Source organism: Mycobacterium sp. 134 (assembly GCF_048282715.1).
In the GTDB taxonomy this organism is placed as follows: domain Bacteria; phylum Actinomycetota; class Actinomycetes; order Mycobacteriales; family Mycobacteriaceae; genus Mycobacterium; species Mycobacterium septicum.
On record NZ_JBLVUN010000008.1, the window covers coordinates 2,831,745 to 2,847,973 of the forward strand.

The 16,229-nt window shown below is 68.7% G+C and carries 13 protein-coding genes; 11 read left to right on the forward strand and 2 right to left on the reverse strand.

What is annotated here, in order from left to right; all coding sequences use genetic code 11:
* Nucleotides 1-2 precede the first annotated feature (2 nt).
* Nucleotides 3-1,022, reverse strand: a complete 1,020-nt coding sequence (locus ACNQVK_RS18290; protein ID WP_418030623.1) for an oxygenase MpaB family protein — start codon at nt 1,020-1,022, stop codon at nt 3-5.
* A gap of 228 nt (nt 1,023-1,250) precedes the next feature.
* On the opposite strand from ACNQVK_RS18290, the gene ACNQVK_RS18295 reads away from it, so the two are divergent.
* The 11 genes from ACNQVK_RS18295 to argH all read left to right on the forward strand — a co-directional run bounded on the left by ACNQVK_RS18295 (nt 1,251) and on the right by argH (nt 14,343).
* Nucleotides 1,251-2,138, forward strand: coding sequence for an adenylate/guanylate cyclase domain-containing protein (locus ACNQVK_RS18295; RefSeq protein WP_418030624.1), 888 nt, complete (start codon nt 1,251-1,253; stop codon nt 2,136-2,138).
* Nucleotides 2,139-2,230: 92 nt separating this feature from the next.
* Nucleotides 2,231-3,274 carry a phenylalanine--tRNA ligase subunit alpha gene (pheS, locus tag ACNQVK_RS18300; RefSeq protein WP_090430909.1) on the forward strand — a complete coding sequence of 348 codons (1,044 nt, stop codon included), beginning with the start codon at nt 2,231-2,233 and terminating at the stop codon, nt 3,272-3,274.
* Nucleotides 3,274-5,775, forward strand: coding sequence for a phenylalanine--tRNA ligase subunit beta (gene pheT, locus ACNQVK_RS18305; RefSeq protein ID WP_418030625.1), 2,502 nt, complete (start codon nt 3,274-3,276; stop codon nt 5,773-5,775). The genes pheS and pheT overlap by 1 nt, the downstream gene beginning before the upstream one ends.
* Nucleotides 5,776-5,899: 124 nt before the next feature.
* A complete protein-coding gene (argC, locus tag ACNQVK_RS18310; protein ID WP_418030626.1) occupies nt 5,900-6,934 on the forward strand; it encodes an N-acetyl-gamma-glutamyl-phosphate reductase in 1,035 nt (344 codons plus the stop codon).
* Complete coding sequence (gene argJ, locus ACNQVK_RS18315; protein WP_418030627.1) at nt 6,931-8,163, forward strand: bifunctional glutamate N-acetyltransferase/amino-acid acetyltransferase ArgJ; 1,233 nt, start codon at nt 6,931-6,933, stop codon at nt 8,161-8,163. Before argC ends, argJ begins: the two co-directional genes overlap by 4 nt.
* The gene (gene argB / locus ACNQVK_RS18320) at nt 8,160-9,038 is read left to right on the forward strand and encodes an acetylglutamate kinase (protein WP_418030628.1); all 879 of its coding nucleotides are present in this window, start codon (nt 8,160-8,162) and stop codon (nt 9,036-9,038) included. Before argJ ends, argB begins: the two co-directional genes overlap by 4 nt.
* Nucleotides 9,035-10,210: an acetylornithine transaminase gene (locus tag ACNQVK_RS18325; RefSeq protein WP_418030629.1), complete on the forward strand. Its 1,176-nt coding sequence runs from the start codon at nt 9,035-9,037 to the stop codon at nt 10,208-10,210. The genes argB and ACNQVK_RS18325 overlap by 4 nt, the downstream gene beginning before the upstream one ends.
* Complete coding sequence (argF, locus tag ACNQVK_RS18330) at nt 10,207-11,130, forward strand: ornithine carbamoyltransferase (protein ID WP_418030630.1); 924 nt, start codon at nt 10,207-10,209, stop codon at nt 11,128-11,130. The genes ACNQVK_RS18325 and argF overlap by 4 nt, the downstream gene beginning before the upstream one ends.
* Complete coding sequence (locus ACNQVK_RS18335; RefSeq protein WP_210742105.1) at nt 11,109-11,603, forward strand: arginine repressor; 495 nt, start codon at nt 11,109-11,111, stop codon at nt 11,601-11,603. Before argF ends, ACNQVK_RS18335 begins: the two co-directional genes overlap by 22 nt.
* A gap of 23 nt (nt 11,604-11,626) precedes the next feature.
* Nucleotides 11,627-12,826 carry an argininosuccinate synthase gene (locus tag ACNQVK_RS18340; RefSeq protein WP_064928561.1) on the forward strand — a complete coding sequence of 400 codons (1,200 nt, stop codon included), beginning with the start codon at nt 11,627-11,629 and terminating at the stop codon, nt 12,824-12,826.
* 89 nt (nt 12,827-12,915) lie between these two features.
* Nucleotides 12,916-14,343 (forward strand): argininosuccinate lyase, encoded by a 1,428-nt coding sequence (gene argH, locus ACNQVK_RS18345; protein WP_418030631.1) that lies wholly within the window; start codon nt 12,916-12,918, stop codon nt 14,341-14,343.
* Here argH and ACNQVK_RS18350 read toward each other — a convergent pair.
* On the reverse strand, nt 14,340-16,127 hold the full coding sequence (locus ACNQVK_RS18350; protein WP_409550444.1) for an ABC-F family ATP-binding cassette domain-containing protein: 1,788 nt from the start codon (nt 16,125-16,127) through the stop codon (nt 14,340-14,342). The genes argH and ACNQVK_RS18350 overlap by 4 nt on opposite strands.
* Between the last annotated feature and the right edge of the window lie 102 nt (nt 16,128-16,229).

Consider the following 16,229-nt stretch of genomic DNA (forward strand, 5'->3'; position numbering starts at 1 on the left):
AGTCAGGCCGCGGGGCGTCGGGCCGGGCGCAGCGCCGGTAGTGAGAATGTGGTGTGTACCAGGGCTCCGGCGCGGTCCAGCAGGGTTTTGCGCCGCGACACGTAATGCATGGGAAGCCCGCGTCGGTCTCGGGGCGGGTCCATGAAGCTGGGCGCTTCGACCAGCGGGCCGTCGATCGGCAGCTTGCCGGCCGCACGGCGGTAGGCCGACAAGGCGCGCGGGTGCAGCCTGATCTCGTCGGGGACCGCCACGAATGCCAGTTCGACCATCTTCCCGAATACCCGCAGCAGTACCTCGTCGCCGGGCGTCCAGCGCATCCCGGCCTTCTCCCGCACCGCCGGGTCGAACAGGCCGGCCGCGATCCAGCGCTGCGCTCCGACAAGAGGCCTGAACAGCTGGTCCCACACCGGCGTCGGCATCAACACGAACCACGGCTTGGGGATCCGGATGGTGAAGATGTCGAGGGTGGCCCGGTTGATCTCGAGCTCGTCGCGGCACTTGGCGTCCCAGTACTCCTGAAACTCCTCCCAGTCCTTGGGGACTGGCCTCATGCTCATGCCGTACTGGCGATACCACTGCACGTGCTCGTCGAACAGTTGACGCTTCTCGGCCTCGGTGAGGCCACCGCAGAAATACTCCGCGGTCTTGATGATCAGCATGAAGAAGGTGGCGTGTGCCCAGTAGAACGTCTCCGGGTTCAGCGCGTGATAGCGCCGGCCCTGGCCGTCGACCCCCTTGATGGTGGTGTGGAACCCCTTGATCTGCGCGCCGGTGTCCGCCGCGCGGTCGCCGTCGTAGACCACGCCCATGATCGGGTACACCGACCGCGCCACGCGCTGCAGCGGCTCCCGCAGCAGGATCGAATGTTCCTCGACGCCGGCGCCCAGTTCGGGATACATGTTCTGGATCGCGCCGATCCAGACGCCCAGCATCCCGGTGCGCAGGTCGCCGAAGTACTTCCAGGTGAGCGAATCCGGGCCGAGGGGATCGTGCTCGCCGGCGATGGTGGTTCGTGTGGTCATTGCGTCCTCGTTGACTCGTCATGACGTGAATCACAGCTGGGCTCAACGATAGTATTGACAACGTACGTTGTCTACGACGCCGCGGCGCGTCGCCGCGCACTGTTATTCGGTGGGTATCGTCGCGCCACAGCGCTGTGACCAGCCGGGTTTGCCGATGCCCGAGAAGTGTGGGCAAACCCGCTCGTGGCGTGATTGCCGCCCGGTCCGCGCGCCACCTACTCTTGCGCTGTGGATGGCGAGCCGTTCGATGACCCGTCCGGCCGAGTCGGGGATGTCGAGCAGGCGCCGCAGCAGCGCGCGGTGAGGACACCCGGGTTGCCGGGTCCGCTGGGGTGGGTGCAGCGCACCAACCGCAGCCCGGCCGTCATCGATCTGGTCCGGCGGGTGCGGCGGGCGCTGCCCGGGGATCCGGATTTCGGTGACCGCCTCTCGGTTTCGGGAGAGGGCGGTCCCCGGGCGGCCGCGCGGGTGGCTGACCGCCTGCTGGACCGTGACGCCGCGTCGCGTGAGGTCAGCTTGGGGGCATTGCAGGTCTGGCAGGCGTTGACCGAACGTGTCTCGGGAACTCCGGCCAATCCCGAGGTGACCCTCGTGTTCACCGACCTGGTCGGTTTCAGTTCGTGGTCGCTGCGCTCCGGCGACGACGCCACATTGCGGTTGCTGCGACGAGTGGCGCAGGTGATCGAGCCCCCGGTGCTGGAGGCCGGCGGTCACATCGTCAAACGCATGGGCGACGGCATGATGGCGGTGTTTTCCGATCCGGCTACCGCCCTGAGGGCGATGCTCGTCGCGCTCGACGGTGTGAAGGGCATCGACATGGACGGCTACGCACCGCGCATGCGGGTCGGTATCCACACCGGGCGTCCACAGCGCATCGGGTCGGACTGGCTCGGGGTCGACGTCAACATCACGGCCCGGGTGATGGAGCGGGCCGCCAACGGCGGGCTCGTTGTGTCCCACACCACGCTGGAGGGCATCTCCGAAGAGGAGCTTGCCGAACTCGGGGTCAGTGTCAAACGTCAACGACGGCAGATGTTCTCGACCAAGCCGGAAGGCGTGCCCGACGATCTGGTGATGTACCGGGTGAAGACGTCAGGGCCGTCGCCGGCTCCCTGAGCGCTGCCGGAGCGCCGGATCAGCGCGGCCGGCGGGGTAGCTGAGGGTAAAGGCATTCGAGGTGTGATTCGCCGATCGCCTATGATCGCCGGGTGGCTGAGCAGCCCAGTGATCTCTCAGAAGAAGCCCTGACCAAAGCCGTCAGTGCGGCCCGGCATGCCTTTGAGCTGGCCGGTGACCTTGATGCGTTGGCACGCGCCAAGACCGAGCACCTCGGCGATCGTGCACCGATCGCCCTGGCCCGCCAGGCATTGGCGACGCTGCCGAAGGCCGACCGCGCCGACGCCGGCAAACGCGTCAACGTCGCCCGCGGCGAGGCCCAGCGTGCGTATGACGAGCGGCTGGCCGCGCTGCGCGCCGAGCGCGACGCCGCGGTGCTGGTCGCCGAACGCATCGACGTGACGCTGCCCTCGACCCGCCAGCCGCTGGGCGCCCGGCACCCGATCACGATCCTGGCCGAGAACGTCGCCGACACCTTCGTCGCGATGGGCTGGGAGCTGGCCGAGGGACCCGAGGTCGAGACCGAGCAGTTCAACTTCGACGCCCTGAACTTCCCGCCCGACCACCCTGCCCGCAGCGAGCAGGACACCTTCCAGATCGCCCCCGATGGGTCGCGGCAGGTGTTGCGCACCCACACCTCGCCGGTGCAGATCCGGGCACTGCTGGAACGCGAGCTGCCGGTCTACGTCGTCTCGATCGGGCGGACCTTCCGCACCGATGAACTCGATTCCACCCACACCCCGGTGTTCCACCAGGTGGAGGGGCTCGCGGTGGACAAGGGCCTGACCATGGCGAATCTGCGCGGCACGCTGGATGCGTTCGCGCGGTCCCAGTTCGGGCCTGAGGGACGCACCCGGTTCCGTCCGCACTTCTTCCCGTTCACCGAGCCGTCGGCCGAGGTGGACATCTGGTTCCCCGGTAAGAAGGGCGGCCCCGGCTGGGTCGAATGGGGCGGCTGCGGCATGGTCAACCCGAATGTGTTGCGCGCCTGCGGTATCGACCCCGACGTCTACTCCGGATTTGCCTTCGGCATGGGATTGGAGCGAACCCTGCAGTTCCGCAACGGAATTCCTGACATGCGCGACATGGTCGAGGGCGATGTCCGGTTCTCGCTGCCGTTCGGGGTCGGTGCCTGATGCGGATTCCGTTCAGCTGGCTGCGTGAGGCCGTTCGTGCCGGCGCGCCCGACTGGGATGCGTCGGTCGAGGAACTCGAGCAGACGTTCATCCGTATCGGACACGAGGTCGAGGAGATCATCCCGATCGGGCCGGTGAGTGGACCGCTGACCGTCGGCCGGGTCGCCGCGATCGAGGAACTCACCGAGTTCAAGAAACCGATCCGGGCCTGCAAGGTCGACGTCGGTGTCCAGAATGTCGACGGCGAGCCTCGCGACATCGTGTGCGGGGCGACGAATTTCGCGGTCGGCGACCTGGTCGTGGTGGCGCTGCCGGGAACCGTGCTGCCGGGCGACTTCACCATCGCCACGCGCAAGACCTACGGCCGGGTTTCCGACGGCATGATCTGCTCGGCATCGGAGATGCATCTCGGTGTCGACCAGTCGGGCATCCTCGTGCTGCCCGAGGGCACCGCCGAACCGGGTACCCCGGCCGCCGAGCTCCTCGGCCTGGACGACGTGGTGTTCCACCTGGCCATCACGCCGGATCGCGGTTACTGCCTGTCGGTGCGCGGCCTGGCCCGCGAGATCGCGTGTGCCCACGATCTGGACTTCGTCGATCCGGCCGACGTGGCGCCGCTGCCTGCCGAGGGGGAGGCCTGGCCCCTGACCGTGGAGCCCGGAACGGGCGTGCAGCGCTTCGGGTTACGCCCCGTGACGGGGATCGACCCGGCTGCCGTGTCACCGTGGTGGATACAGCGACGGCTGATGCTCAGCGGCATCCGCGCCATCTCACCCGCGGTCGATGTCACCAACTACGTCATGCTCGAACTCGGCCACCCGATGCACGCCCACGACAGCAGCCTGATCACCGGCGGCTTCGCGGTGCGCTTCGCCCGTGACGGTGAGAAGGTCGTCACGCTCGACGATGTCGAGCGCACGCTGAACTCCGCCGACGTACTGATCGTCGACGACGTCGCGACCGCCGCGATCGGCGGCGTGATGGGCGCGGGCACCACCGAGGTGCGCGACACCACCACCGACGTGCTGCTGGAAGCGGCGGTGTGGGATCCGGCCGCGGTATCGCGCACCCAGCGCCGCCTGCACCTGGCCAGCGAGGCCGGTCGCCGCTACGAGAGGTCGGTCGATCCGGCGATTTCGGTTGCCGCACTGGATCGTTGCGCAACCCTGCTGGCGGAGATCGCCGGCGGGAAGGTCGAGCCGAAGCTCACGGACTGGCGCGCCGACGAGCGCACCGACTGGTCCCAGCCGGCCATCGAGATCCCCGCCGACCTGCCTGACCGCACCGCGGGTGTCGAGTACGCCGCGGGTACGACGGCACGCCGGCTCACCCAGATCGGCGCCGATGTTGTTGAAGCGGCCGGTTCCACGTCATTGACCGTCACTCCGCCGAGCTGGCGGCCCGACATGCGTCAGCGCGCCGACCTCGTCGAGGAAGTGCTGCGGCTGGAGGGGCTGGAGTCCATCCCCTCGGTGCTGCCCACAGCACCGGCCGGACGTGGTCTGACCGCGGTCCAGAAGCGCCGCCGCGCGATCGGAAAGTCGCTGGCGCTGGCTGGATTCGTCGAGGTCCTACCCACCCCGTTCCTGCCCGCCGGGGTGTTCGACGCGTGGGGTCTTCCCGCCGACGACGCGCGCCGCAACGCCACCAAGGTGCTCAACCCGCTGGAGGCCGACCGCCCGCAGCTGGCCACCACGCTGCTGCCTGGATTGCTGGAAGCATTGGGCCGCAACGTATCCCGTGGCGCCGCCGATGTCGCACTGTTCGCGATCCAGCAGGTGGTGCATCCCACGGCCGAGACCCGCTCCGTCGAGCGCATCCCGAACGACCGCAGGCCCACCGACGAGGAGATCGCCGGGCTGGACGCTTCGCTGCCGCATCAGCCGCAGCACGTCGCGGCGGTGCTCACCGGGTTGCGTGAGCCTGCCGGACCGTGGGGTCCGGGTCGGCCCGTCGAGGCCGCCGATGCGTTCGAGGCGGTACGGGTGATCGGCCGGGCGGCCGGAGTGGAGTTCACCCTGCGCGCCGCCCAGGAGTTGCCGTGGCATCCGGGCCGCTGTGCCGAGGTGCTCGTCGGTGACACGGTGGTGGGCTACGCAGGCCAGCTGCATCCGGCAGTCGTCGAGCGGACCGGCCTGCCCAAGGGCTCCTGTGCCGTCGAGCTCGATCTCGATGCCGTGCCGATCGTCGAGGCGCTGCCCGCGCCGTCGGTGTCACCGTTCCCGGCGGTGTTCCAGGACATCAGCGTGGTCGTCGGTGACGACGTCGCCGCTGCCTCCGTCGTCGATGCCGTCCGCGACGGGGCCGGCGAGCTGCTGGAGGACGTCCGGCTGTTCGACGTCTACACCGGTCCGCAGATCGGGGAGGGCCGCAAGTCCCTGACCCTGGCTCTGCGGTTCCGGGCCGCTGACCGGACCCTCACCGAGGACGAGGCCAGCGCCGCCCGCGACGCCGCCGTCGTGGTGGCCGGTGAGCGCGTCGGCGCCGTCCTTCGCGGCTGAATTCTGAGCGCGAACGTGGGGGCTGTGCACGCATTTGTGGGGTTTTGCGTGCACAGCCCCCACGCTCGTCTTCACGCCGATTAATGAATTTGCATCTGTATGCATAACAATGCAGAATTGCCACATGACTTCGATAGCGGTGGCCGGCGCCAGCGGCTACGCCGGCGGAGAGATCCTGCGATTGCTGCTCGGGCACCCGGCCTACGCTGACGGCCGGTTGACCATCGGGGCGTTGACCGCGGCCTCCAGTGCCGGGACGACGATGGCCGAGCATCATCCGCACCTGCTGCCGTTGGCCTCGCGTGTTCTGGAGCCCACCGACGCCGAGGTGCTGGCCGGTCACGACGTGGTGTTCCTCGGGTTGCCGCACGGTCATTCCGCGGCGCTGGCCGAGCAGCTCGGTCCCGACACCCTGATCATCGATTGTGGTGCCGACTTCCGGCTGACCGACGCCGCCGATTGGGAGAAGTTCTACGGTTCGGCGCACGCCGGCAGCTGGCCCTATGGGCTGCCCGAGCTGCCGGGCGCCCGGGACCGGCTCAAGGGCACCAAGCGCATCGCGGTGCCGGGCTGCTATCCGACCGCCGCGCTGCTGGCGCTGCTGCCCGCGGTGGCCGCCGACCTCATCGAACCGGCCGTCACGGTCGTCGCCGTCAGCGGCACCTCGGGCGCGGGCAAGTCTGCCAAGGTGGACCTGCTGGGCTCCGAGGTGATCGGCTCGGCTCGCGCCTACAACATCGCCGGTAAGCACCGGCATACCCCGGAGATCGCGCAGGGCCTGCGGTCGGTGACCGACAAGGACGTCACCGTCTCGTTCACCCCGGTGCTGATCCCGACCTCCCGGGGGATCCTGGCCACCTGCACCGCCCGCACCGAGGCATCCGAGGCCGAGGTGCGGGCCGCCTACGAAAAGGCTTACGGCGCGGAGCCTTTCATCCACCTGCTGCCCGAGGGGCAGCTGCCCAAGACCGGGTCGGTGATCGGCAGCAATGCCGCGCAACTCGCGGTCGCCGTCGATGAGCAGGCGAAGACACTGGTGGCCATCGCCGCCATCGACAACCTCACCAAGGGCACCGGCGGTGCCGCGGTGCAGTCGATGAACCTGGCGCTGGGCTGGCCTGAAACCGAAGGACTTTCGATCGTGGGAGTGGCACCGTGACGCACGCAAAGACCACCCAGGCCGCCAAGCTGGTCCGCACCCAGGGCGTCACCGCACCGGCCGGCTTCCGGGCCGCGGGAATCGCCGCCGGTATCAAGGCATCCGGCGCACCGGACCTGGCTCTGGTGTTCAACGAGGGGCCCGACTACGCCGCGGCGGGGGTATTCACCCGCAACAAGATCAAGGCCGCGCCGGTGCAGTGGTCGCAGCAGGTGCTGACCACCGGCCGGCTGCGTGCGGTGGTCCTGAACTCGGGCGGCGCCAACGCGTGTACCGGCCCGCTGGGTTTCCAGGACACCCACGCCACCGCCGAGGCCGTGGCCAGCGCGCTGAGCGACTGGGGCACAGAGACCGGTGCCATCGAGGTCGCGGTGTGCTCGACGGGCCTGATCGGCGACCGGTTGCCGATGGACAAGGTGCTGGCCGGCGTCACCGAGATCGTGCACGAGATCGCCGGCGGACTGACCGGCGGAGACGACGCCGCGCGGGCCATCATGACCACCGACACCGTGCCGAAACAGGTTGCGCTGCACCACTCGGTGGAATCGGGGGAGAACTGGACCCTCGGCGGGATGGCCAAGGGCGCCGGCATGCTGGCACCGTCGTTGGCCACCATGCTGGTGGTGTTGACCACGGACGCCGTCGCGGACGCGGCGGCGCTGGACACCGCGCTCAAGCGCGCCGCGGCCCTGACCTTCGACCGGCTCGACGTCGACGGCAGCTGCTCGACCAACGACACCGTGCTGCTGCTCGCCTCGGGCGCCAGCGAAATCGCTCCGAGCCAGGACGATCTCAACGAGGCCGTGCTGCGGGTCTGCGACGACCTGTGCGCCCAGTTGCAGGCCGATGCCGAGGGTGTCACCAAGCGCGTCGTCATCACGGTGACCGGCGCCGACACCGAGGACGATGCGCTCGTCGCGGCGCGCGTCATCGCCCGCGACAGCCTGGTCAAGACCGCACTGTTCGGCTCCGACCCGAACTGGGGCCGGGTCCTGGCCGCAGTCGGCATCGCTCCGGTCAAGCTGGATCCGGAACGGATCAGCGTGTCGTTCAACGGTTCTCCGGTGTGCGTCGACGGTGCCGGTGCCGCGGGCGCCCGCGAGGTCGACCTGTCCGGCGAGGACATCATCGTCGTCGTGGACCTGGGGGTGGGAGGCGGCAGCGCGTCCATCAGGACCACCGACCTGTCGCACGCCTACGTCGAAGAGAACTCGGCCTACAGCTCATGAGCGAGGCCATCGAGCGCGGCGTCAAGGCCCAGGTGCTCGCCTCGGCACTGCCGTGGCTCAAGCAACTGCACGGCAAGATCGTCGTCGTCAAGTACGGCGGCAACGCGATGACCGACGACACCCTCAAGGCGGCCTTCGCCGCCGACATGGTGTTCCTGCGCAACTGCGGCATCCATCCCGTGGTGGTGCACGGCGGCGGCCCGCAGATCAGCGCGATGCTCAAGAAGCTCGGCATCGCAGGCGATTTCAAGGGCGGCTTCCGGGTGACCACCCCGGAGGTGCTCGATGTGGCACGCATGGTGCTGTTCGGTCAGGTGGGCCGCGAACTGGTCAACCTGATCAACGCCCACGGCCCCTACGCGGTTGGCCTCACCGGTGAGGATGCGCACCTGTTCACCGCCGTGCGGCGCAGCGTCACCGTGGACGGGGTGGCCACCGACATCGGTCTGGTCGGCGACGTCGAGTACGTCAACGCCGAATCCATCATGGATCTCATTGCCGCAGGGCGTATTCCAGTGGTGTCGACCATCGGGCCGGACATCGACGGTGTGGTGCACAACATCAACGCCGACACCGCCGCTGCAGCCCTGGCCGAGGCGCTGGGCGCCGAGAAGCTGTTGATGCTCACCGACGTGGAAGGTCTCTACACCGACTGGCCCGACCGCTCCTCGCTGGTCACCGAGATCGACACCGCCGCACTGACGCAACTGCTGCCGTCACTCGAATCGGGCATGGTGCCCAAGATCGAGGCCTGCCTGCGGGCGGTCGAAGGTGGTGTGCCGAGCGCCCACGTGATCGACGGCCGCGTCGAACACTGCGTGCTGGTCGAGCTTTTCACCGATGAAGGAACCGGAACCAAGGTGGTAGCCGCATGACCCTCCAGGACCGCTGGGAAGCGGTGATGATGAACAACTACGGCACCCCGCCGTTGGCACTGGCCAGCGGCGACGGCGCCGTGGTCACCGACGCCGACGGCAAGTCGTATCTGGACCTGCTCGGCGGTATCGCGGTCAACCTGCTCGGACACCGCCACCCGGCCGTCATCGAGGCCGTCACCACCCAGCTCAATACGCTGGGGCACACGTCCAACCTCTACGCCACCGAGCCCGGCATCGCACTGGCCGAGGCGCTGGTGGGGCATCTGGGAACCCAGGCGCGGGTGTTCTTCTGCAACTCGGGCACCGAGGCCAACGAGGTCGCCTTCAAGATCACCCGGCTCACCGGCAAGACGAATATCGTTGCCGCCCAAGGCGCCTTCCACGGCCGCACGATGGGGTCGCTGGCGCTGACCGGCCAGCCCAGCAAGCAGGCGCCGTTCGAGCCATTGCCGGGCAACGTCACCCACGTGCCCTATGGCGACGCGGAAGCCCTTGCCGCCGCGCTCGATTCGGACACCGCGGCGGTGTTCCTGGAACCGATCATGGGGGAGGGCGGCGTTGTCGTCCCGCCCGCCGGATACCTGGCCGCCGCCCGGGACATCACCACGAAGAACGGCGCGCTGCTCATTCTCGACGAGGTGCAGACCGGCGTGGGGCGCACCGGTGCGTTCTACGCCCATCAGCACGACGGCATCACTCCCGACGTGGTGACCCTGGCCAAGGGACTCGGCGGCGGACTGCCGATCGGTGCCTGCCTGGCCATCGGCGCGGCCGGTGATCTGCTCACCCCGGGCCTGCACGGCAGCACCTTCGGCGGCAACCCGGTGTGCACCGCGGCCGCGCTGGGCGTGCTCAAGGCGCTGGCCGACGGGGACCTGATCGCACGGGCCGGGGTGCTCGGCAAGACCCTGAGCCACGGCATCGAGGAGCTGGGCCATCCGCTCGTCGATCACGTGCGTGGCAAGGGGCTGCTGCAGGGCGTGGTGCTGACCGCGCCGAACGCCAAGGCCGTCGAGGCTGCCGCGCGCGACGCCGGCTTCCTGGTCAACGCCGCGGCCGCCGACGTGATCCGGCTGGCACCGCCCCTGATCATCACCGAACCGCAGATCGAGACCTTCCTGTCCGCTCTGCCCACCGTTCTCGACACCGCTGTGGAGGCAGTCTCATGACCCGGCATTTCCTGCGTGACGACGATCTGTCGCCCGACGAGCAGGCCGAGGTGCTCGCCCTGGCCGCCGAACTGAAGAAGGCGCCGTTCTCGCGGCGCCCGCTCGAGGGTCCGCGCGGCGTCGCGGTGATCTTCGAGAAGAACTCGACCCGCACGCGGTTCTCGTTCGAGATGGGCATCGCCCAGCTCGGCGGCCATGCCGTGGTGGTCGACGGACGCAGCACCCAGCTGGGCCGCGAGGAGACCCTCGAGGACACCGGCGCGGTACTGTCGCGTTACGTCGATGCCATCGTGTGGCGGACTTTCGCCCAGGAGCGGCTGACGGCCATGGCGTCCGGATCGAGCGTGCCGATCGTCAACGCGCTGTCCGACGAATTCCACCCCTGCCAGGTGCTGGCCGACCTGCAGACGTTGGCCGAGCGCAAGGGTCAGCTCAAGGGGCTGAAGATGACCTATCTGGGCGACGGGGCCAACAACATGGCGCACTCGCTGATGCTCGGCGGCGTCACCGCGGGCATCGACGTCACGATCGCCGCTCCGGCCGGCTTCGAACCAGACCCGCATTTCGTCGACGCCGCCAAGCGCCGTGCGGCCGAGACCGGGGCGACGGTCTCGCTCACCGACGACGCGAGGGCCGGGTCCGACGGAGCCGACGTGCTCGTCACCGACACCTGGACCTCGATGGGGCAGGAGAACGACGGCCTCGACCGGGTGCGGCCGTTCCGTCCGTTCCAGGTCAACGCCGAATTGCTCAAGCTCGCCGACCCGGCAGCCATTGTGCTGCACTGCCTTCCGGCGCACCGCGGGCACGAGATCACCGACGAGGTGATCGACGGCCCGCAGAGCGCGGTGTTCGACGAGGCCGAGAACCGGCTGCACGCCCAGAAAGCGCTGCTGGTCTGGTTGCTGGAGAACCGGTGAGCGCACCGACGCGCGCCGGCCGTCAGGCCCGCATCATCGCCCTGCTGTCGTCCAGGCAGGTGAGCAGCCAGACCGAACTGGCCGCACTGCTGGGTCAGGAGGGCATCGAGGTCACCCAGGCGACGTTGTCGCGCGACCTGGAGGAACTCGGCGCGGTGAAACTGCGCGGCGCCGACGGCGGCGTCGGCGTCTATGTGGTGCCCGAGGACGGCAGCCCGGTGCGGGGTGTGTCCGGTGGCACCGAGCGGTTGACCCGCTTGTTGGGGGAGTTGCTGGTATCGACCGACGCCAGCGCTAACCTTGCCGTGCTGCGCACCCCGCCCGGGGCCGCGCATTACCTGGCCAGCGCGATCGACCGCGCCGCCCTGCCGTATGTGGTCGGCACCATCGCCGGTGACGACACCATCCTGATGGTGGCGCGCGAACCGATGACCGGGGCCGAACTTGCCAACACCATCGAGAACTTGAAGTAGAGCTCAAAACAAGGAGATTGCTCATGTCCGAACGCGTCATCCTGGCGTACTCCGGAGGTCTGGACACCTCGGTCGCGATCAGCTGGATCGGCAAGGAGACCGGCAAAGAGGTCGTCGCCGTCGCCATCGATCTCGGTCAGGGCGGCGAGGACATGGACGTCGTACGCCAGCGTGCCCTGGACTGCGGTGCGGTCGAGGCGGTCGTGGTCGACGCCCGTGACGAGTTCGCCGACGAATACTGCCTGCCGACCATCAAGGCGAACGCGCTCTACATGGATCGCTACCCGCTGGTGTCGGCCATCAGCCGCCCCCTGATCGTCAAGCACCTGGTGGATGCGGCGCGCAGCCATGGAGGCACCGTCGTCGCGCACGGCTGCACGGGCAAGGGCAACGACCAGGTGCGGTTCGAGGTCGGATTCGCCTCACTGGCACCCGAACTGGACGTCATCGCACCGGTTCGCGACTACGCCTGGACCCGCGAGAAGGCCATCGCGTTCGCCGAGGAGAACGCGATCCCGATCAACGTCACCAAGCGCTCGCCGTTCTCGATCGACCAGAACGTGTGGGGCCGCGCGGTGGAGACCGGGTTCCTCGAGGACCTGTGGAACGCGCCGACCAAGGACGTCTACGACTACACCCAGGACCCGACGGTCAACTTCAACGCTCCCGATGAGCTGATCATCAGCTTCGACAAGGGCCGCCCGGTAGCGATCGACGGCCGTCCGCTGAGCGTGCTGGAGATCATCCAGGAGCTCAACACCCGGGCCGGCGCCCAGGGCGTGGGCCGGCTCGACGTGGTCGAGGACCGGCTGGTCGGCATCAAGAGCCGCGAGATCTACGAGGCCCCGGGCGCGATGGTGCTGATCACCGCGCACACCGAGCTCGAGCACGTGACGCTTGAGCGCGAGCTGGGCCGGTACAAGCGCGGCGTCGACCAGAAGTGGGGCGAGCTCACGTACGACGGCCTGTGGTTCAGCCCGCTGAAGCGTTCGCTGGAGGCGTTCGTCGAGCACACGCAGCAGCACGTGTCCGGCGACATCCGGCTGGTTCTGCACGCCGGGGCCATCATCGTCAACGGCCGCCGTTCCGGTGAGTCGCTCTACGACTTCAACCTCGCCACCTACGACGAGGGCGACAGCTTCGACCAGAGCGCGGCCAAGGGCTTCGTGCAGCTGCACGGCTTGAGCTCCAAGATCTCGGCCAAGCGCGACCTGGGCCTCTAACTTCGCACCGCGAGCGACCGTGTCTGTACGGCGACACGCCGCCTTGGATGTACACCCACGGTCGCTCGCGCGGCAGGAAGCTGGATGAGATGAGCACCAACGACGGAACCACCAACGAGGGCTCGCTGTGGGGCGGGCGGTTCGCCGACGGTCCCTCGGCCGCCCTTGCGGCCCTGAGTAAGTCGACCCACTTCGACTGGGTGCTGGCGCCGTATGACGTCACGGCGTCCAAGGCCCATGCCCGGGTCCTGCACCGGGCCGGGCTGCTCACCGACGAGCAGCGCGACGGGTTGCTCGCGGGCCTGGACAGCCTGGGTTCCGATGTCGCCGACGGCAGTTTCGAGCCGCTGGTGACCGACGAGGACGTGCACGGGGCGCTGGAGCGCGGCCTGATCGACCGGGTCGGGCCCGATCTGGGTGGCCGGCTGCGCGCCGGACGCTCCCGCAACGACCAGGTGGCCACGCTGTTCCGGATGTGGCTGCGCGACGCCATCCGCCGCGTCGCCGATGGTGTGCTCGAGGTGGTCAACGCGCTGGCGGTGCAGGCCGCGGCGCATCCGACGGCGATCATGCCCGGCAAGACCCACCTGCAGGCCGCCCAGCCGATCCTGCTCGCGCATCATCTTCTGGCGCACGCTCATCCACTGCTGCGCAACGTCGACCGGCTCGCCGATTTCGACGACCGCACCGCGGTATCGCCCTACGGCTCTGGGGCGCTGGCCGGCTCGTCGCTCGGTCTGGATCCCGACGCGATCGCCGAAGACCTCGGATTCGCAACGGCCGCGGACAATTCCGTCGACGCCACCGCGGCGCGGGACTTCGCCGCCGAGGCGGCGTTCATCTTCGCCCAGATCGGGGTGGATCTGTCCCGGCTCGCCGAAGACATCATCCTTTGGAGCACAACCGAATTCGGCTACGTCACGCTGCACGACTCCTGGTCGACCGGCAGCTCGATCATGCCGCAGAAGAAGAATCCGGACATCGCCGAGTTGGCCCGCGGGAAATCCGGGCGGCTGATCGGCAACCTCACCGGTCTGCTGGCCACCCTCAAGGCGCAGCCCCTGGCCTACAACCGGGACCTGCAGGAGGACAAGGAACCGGTCTTCGACTCGGTGGCGCAGCTGGAGCTGCTCCTGCCGGCGATGGCCGGACTGGTCGGCACGCTTACCTTCGACGAGGCCCGGATGGCCGCGCTGGCGCCGGCCGGTTACACGCTGGCCACCGACATCGCCGAATGGCTGGTGCGCCAGGGTGTTCCGTTCCGAGTCGCCCATGAGGCGGCGGGCGGCGCGGTGCAGACCGCCGAGGGTCGGGGCGTGGGGCTCGACGAGCTCACCGATGACGAGTTCGCCGCGATCAACCCGGCGCTCACCCCGCAGGTGCGCGAGGTGCTGACCGTCGAGGGCTCGGTGAACGCGCGCAGCGCACGGGGTGGCACCGCACCGGTGCAGGTCGCGAAGCAGTTGGGCGTCGTCCGTAAGACCGCAGAGGAATTACGAATCAGGCTGCGCCCTTAGCCGATCTGCTCGCCGAGTTCGAACCAGCGTTCCTCGACCTCGGTGACTTCGTCCTCAAGCGCGCGGATGGCGGCCACCTTGGCCGCGAGTCCCTCGAAATCCGACTGGTCGTGGTCCGCCATCGCCGTGCGGGAGCGGTCGATCTGTTCCTGCAGTTTCTCCAGTCGGCGTTCCAGCGCGGACACTTCCTTCTGCGCGGCCCGCAAGTCGGCGCCGGACAACCCTTCCGCTGCAGTACTGCCGGCCGGTGCCGGGCCGGTCGCCGACGCATGTGCGGCGCGCAACCGCAGGTATTCGTCCACCCCGCCCGGCAGATGCCGCAGGCGTCCACCGAGGATGCCGTACTGCTGGTCGGTGACGCGCTCCAGAAAATACCGGTCGTGGCTCACCACGATCAGCGTGCCGGGCCACGAGTCGAGCAGATCCTCCATGGCCGACAGCATGTCGGTGTCCAGGTCGTTGGTCGGCTCGTCGAGGATCAGCACGTTGGGCTGCGCGAGCAGGATCAACAGCAGTTGCAGGCGACGTTGCTGCCCGCCGGAGAGGTCCTTCACCGGTGTCGACAACTGGGCGCTGGAGAACCCGAGGCGCTCCAGCAGCTGTCCGGGCGTGAGTTCCTGGGCCTTTGATCCGGTGCCGAACACATACGTGGTGCGCAGATTGGCGAGTACCACCCGCACGGGATCGCCGAGGTGGGGCGCAAGTTCGTCCACGCTCTGTCTGAGCGTCGCCACCTGCAGCGTCTTACCGTGTTTGACCCGGCCGGCGGTCGGTTGCACCGAACCGTCGATGAGGCCCAGCAGCGTCGATTTTCCGGCGCCGTTGACGCCGAGGATCCCGGTGCGCTCACCTGGGGCGATCCGCCACTCGACCTGGTGCAGCACCTCGCGGTCGCCGTAGCTCACCGACACATCAAGCAGGTCGACGACCTGCTTGCCCAGCCGTGACACCGCGAGGGACTGCAGCGCGACCTTGTCCCGGATCTCCGGTACGTCTGCGATCAGGGCGTTGGCCGCGTCGATGCGGAATTTGGGTTTGGACGTGCGAGCCGGGGCGCCGCGGCGCAGCCAGGCCAGTTCCTTGCGGGCCAGGTTCTGCCTGCGTGCCTCGATCGTGGCCGCCTGCCGGTCGCGTTCCACGCGCTGCAGGATGTAGGCGGCGTAGCCGCCGTCGAACGGTTCGACGATGCGGTCGTGCACTTCCCATGTGGTCGTACAGACCTCGTCGAGGAACCAGCGGTCGTGCGTCACCACCAGCAGCCCACCGGATGACGCGGACCAGCGCTTCTTGAGGTGCTCGGCGAGCCAGGTGATCGCCTCCACGTCGAGGTGGTTGGTCGGCTCGTCGAGCGCCAGCACATCGTGATCCCCGGCCAGCAGCTTGGCCAGAGCGACCCGACGCCGCTGTCCGCCCGACAGCGTGCGGAGCTCCGCGTCCCAAGGCAGGTCGCCGAGCAGGCCGGAAATGACGTCGCGCCCACGGGGGTCGCCGGCCCATTCGTGTTCGGGCACATCGCCGACCACGGCGTGGCCGACGGTGTCGGCGTCGTCGAGGGTGTCGGCCTGATCGAGTACCCCGACCCGCACACCACCGCGCACGGTGACCCGTCCGGAATCGGGTTCGAGCCGGCCGGCCAGCATGGCCAGCAGGCTGGATTTGCCGTCACCGTTGCGGCCGACGATGCCGATCCGGTCGCCTTCGCTGACACCGACGGTGACCGAGTCGAACACCACCCCGGCGGGGTATTCCAGATGCAGGGTTTCGCCCCCGAGCAGGTGTGCCATCGCCGCCGACCCTATCTGCCGGTGGCCGTGACAGTGGCATCGCATGGGGGCACTGCCGACGTCCGGGTGATCAAGTCGGTGATCGGTTGCTGTTGTGCCATG

Bases quoted from the DNA above. Each gene is read 5' to 3' on its own strand.
- ACNQVK_RS18350 (WP_409550444.1), bottom strand. From the start codon at position 16,127: ATGGCACACCTGCTCGGGGGCGAAACCCTGCATCTGGAATACCCCGCC.
- argB (WP_418030628.1), top strand. From the start codon at position 8,160: ATGAGCGAGGCCATCGAGCGCGGCGTCAAGGCCCAGGTGCTCGCCTCG.
- ACNQVK_RS18340 (WP_064928561.1), top strand. From the start codon at position 11,627: ATGTCCGAACGCGTCATCCTGGCGTACTCCGGAGGTCTGGACACCTCG.
- argC (WP_418030626.1), top strand. From the start codon at position 5,900: ATGACTTCGATAGCGGTGGCCGGCGCCAGCGGCTACGCCGGCGGAGAG.
- argF (WP_418030630.1), top strand. From the start codon at position 10,207: ATGACCCGGCATTTCCTGCGTGACGACGATCTGTCGCCCGACGAGCAG.
- ACNQVK_RS18290 (WP_418030623.1), bottom strand. From the start codon at position 1,022: ATGACCACACGAACCACCATCGCCGGCGAGCACGATCCCCTCGGCCCG.
- argH (WP_418030631.1), top strand. From the start codon at position 12,916: ATGAGCACCAACGACGGAACCACCAACGAGGGCTCGCTGTGGGGCGGG.
- ACNQVK_RS18325 (WP_418030629.1), top strand. From the start codon at position 9,035: ATGACCCTCCAGGACCGCTGGGAAGCGGTGATGATGAACAACTACGGC.
- pheT (WP_418030625.1), top strand. From the start codon at position 3,274: ATGCGGATTCCGTTCAGCTGGCTGCGTGAGGCCGTTCGTGCCGGCGCG.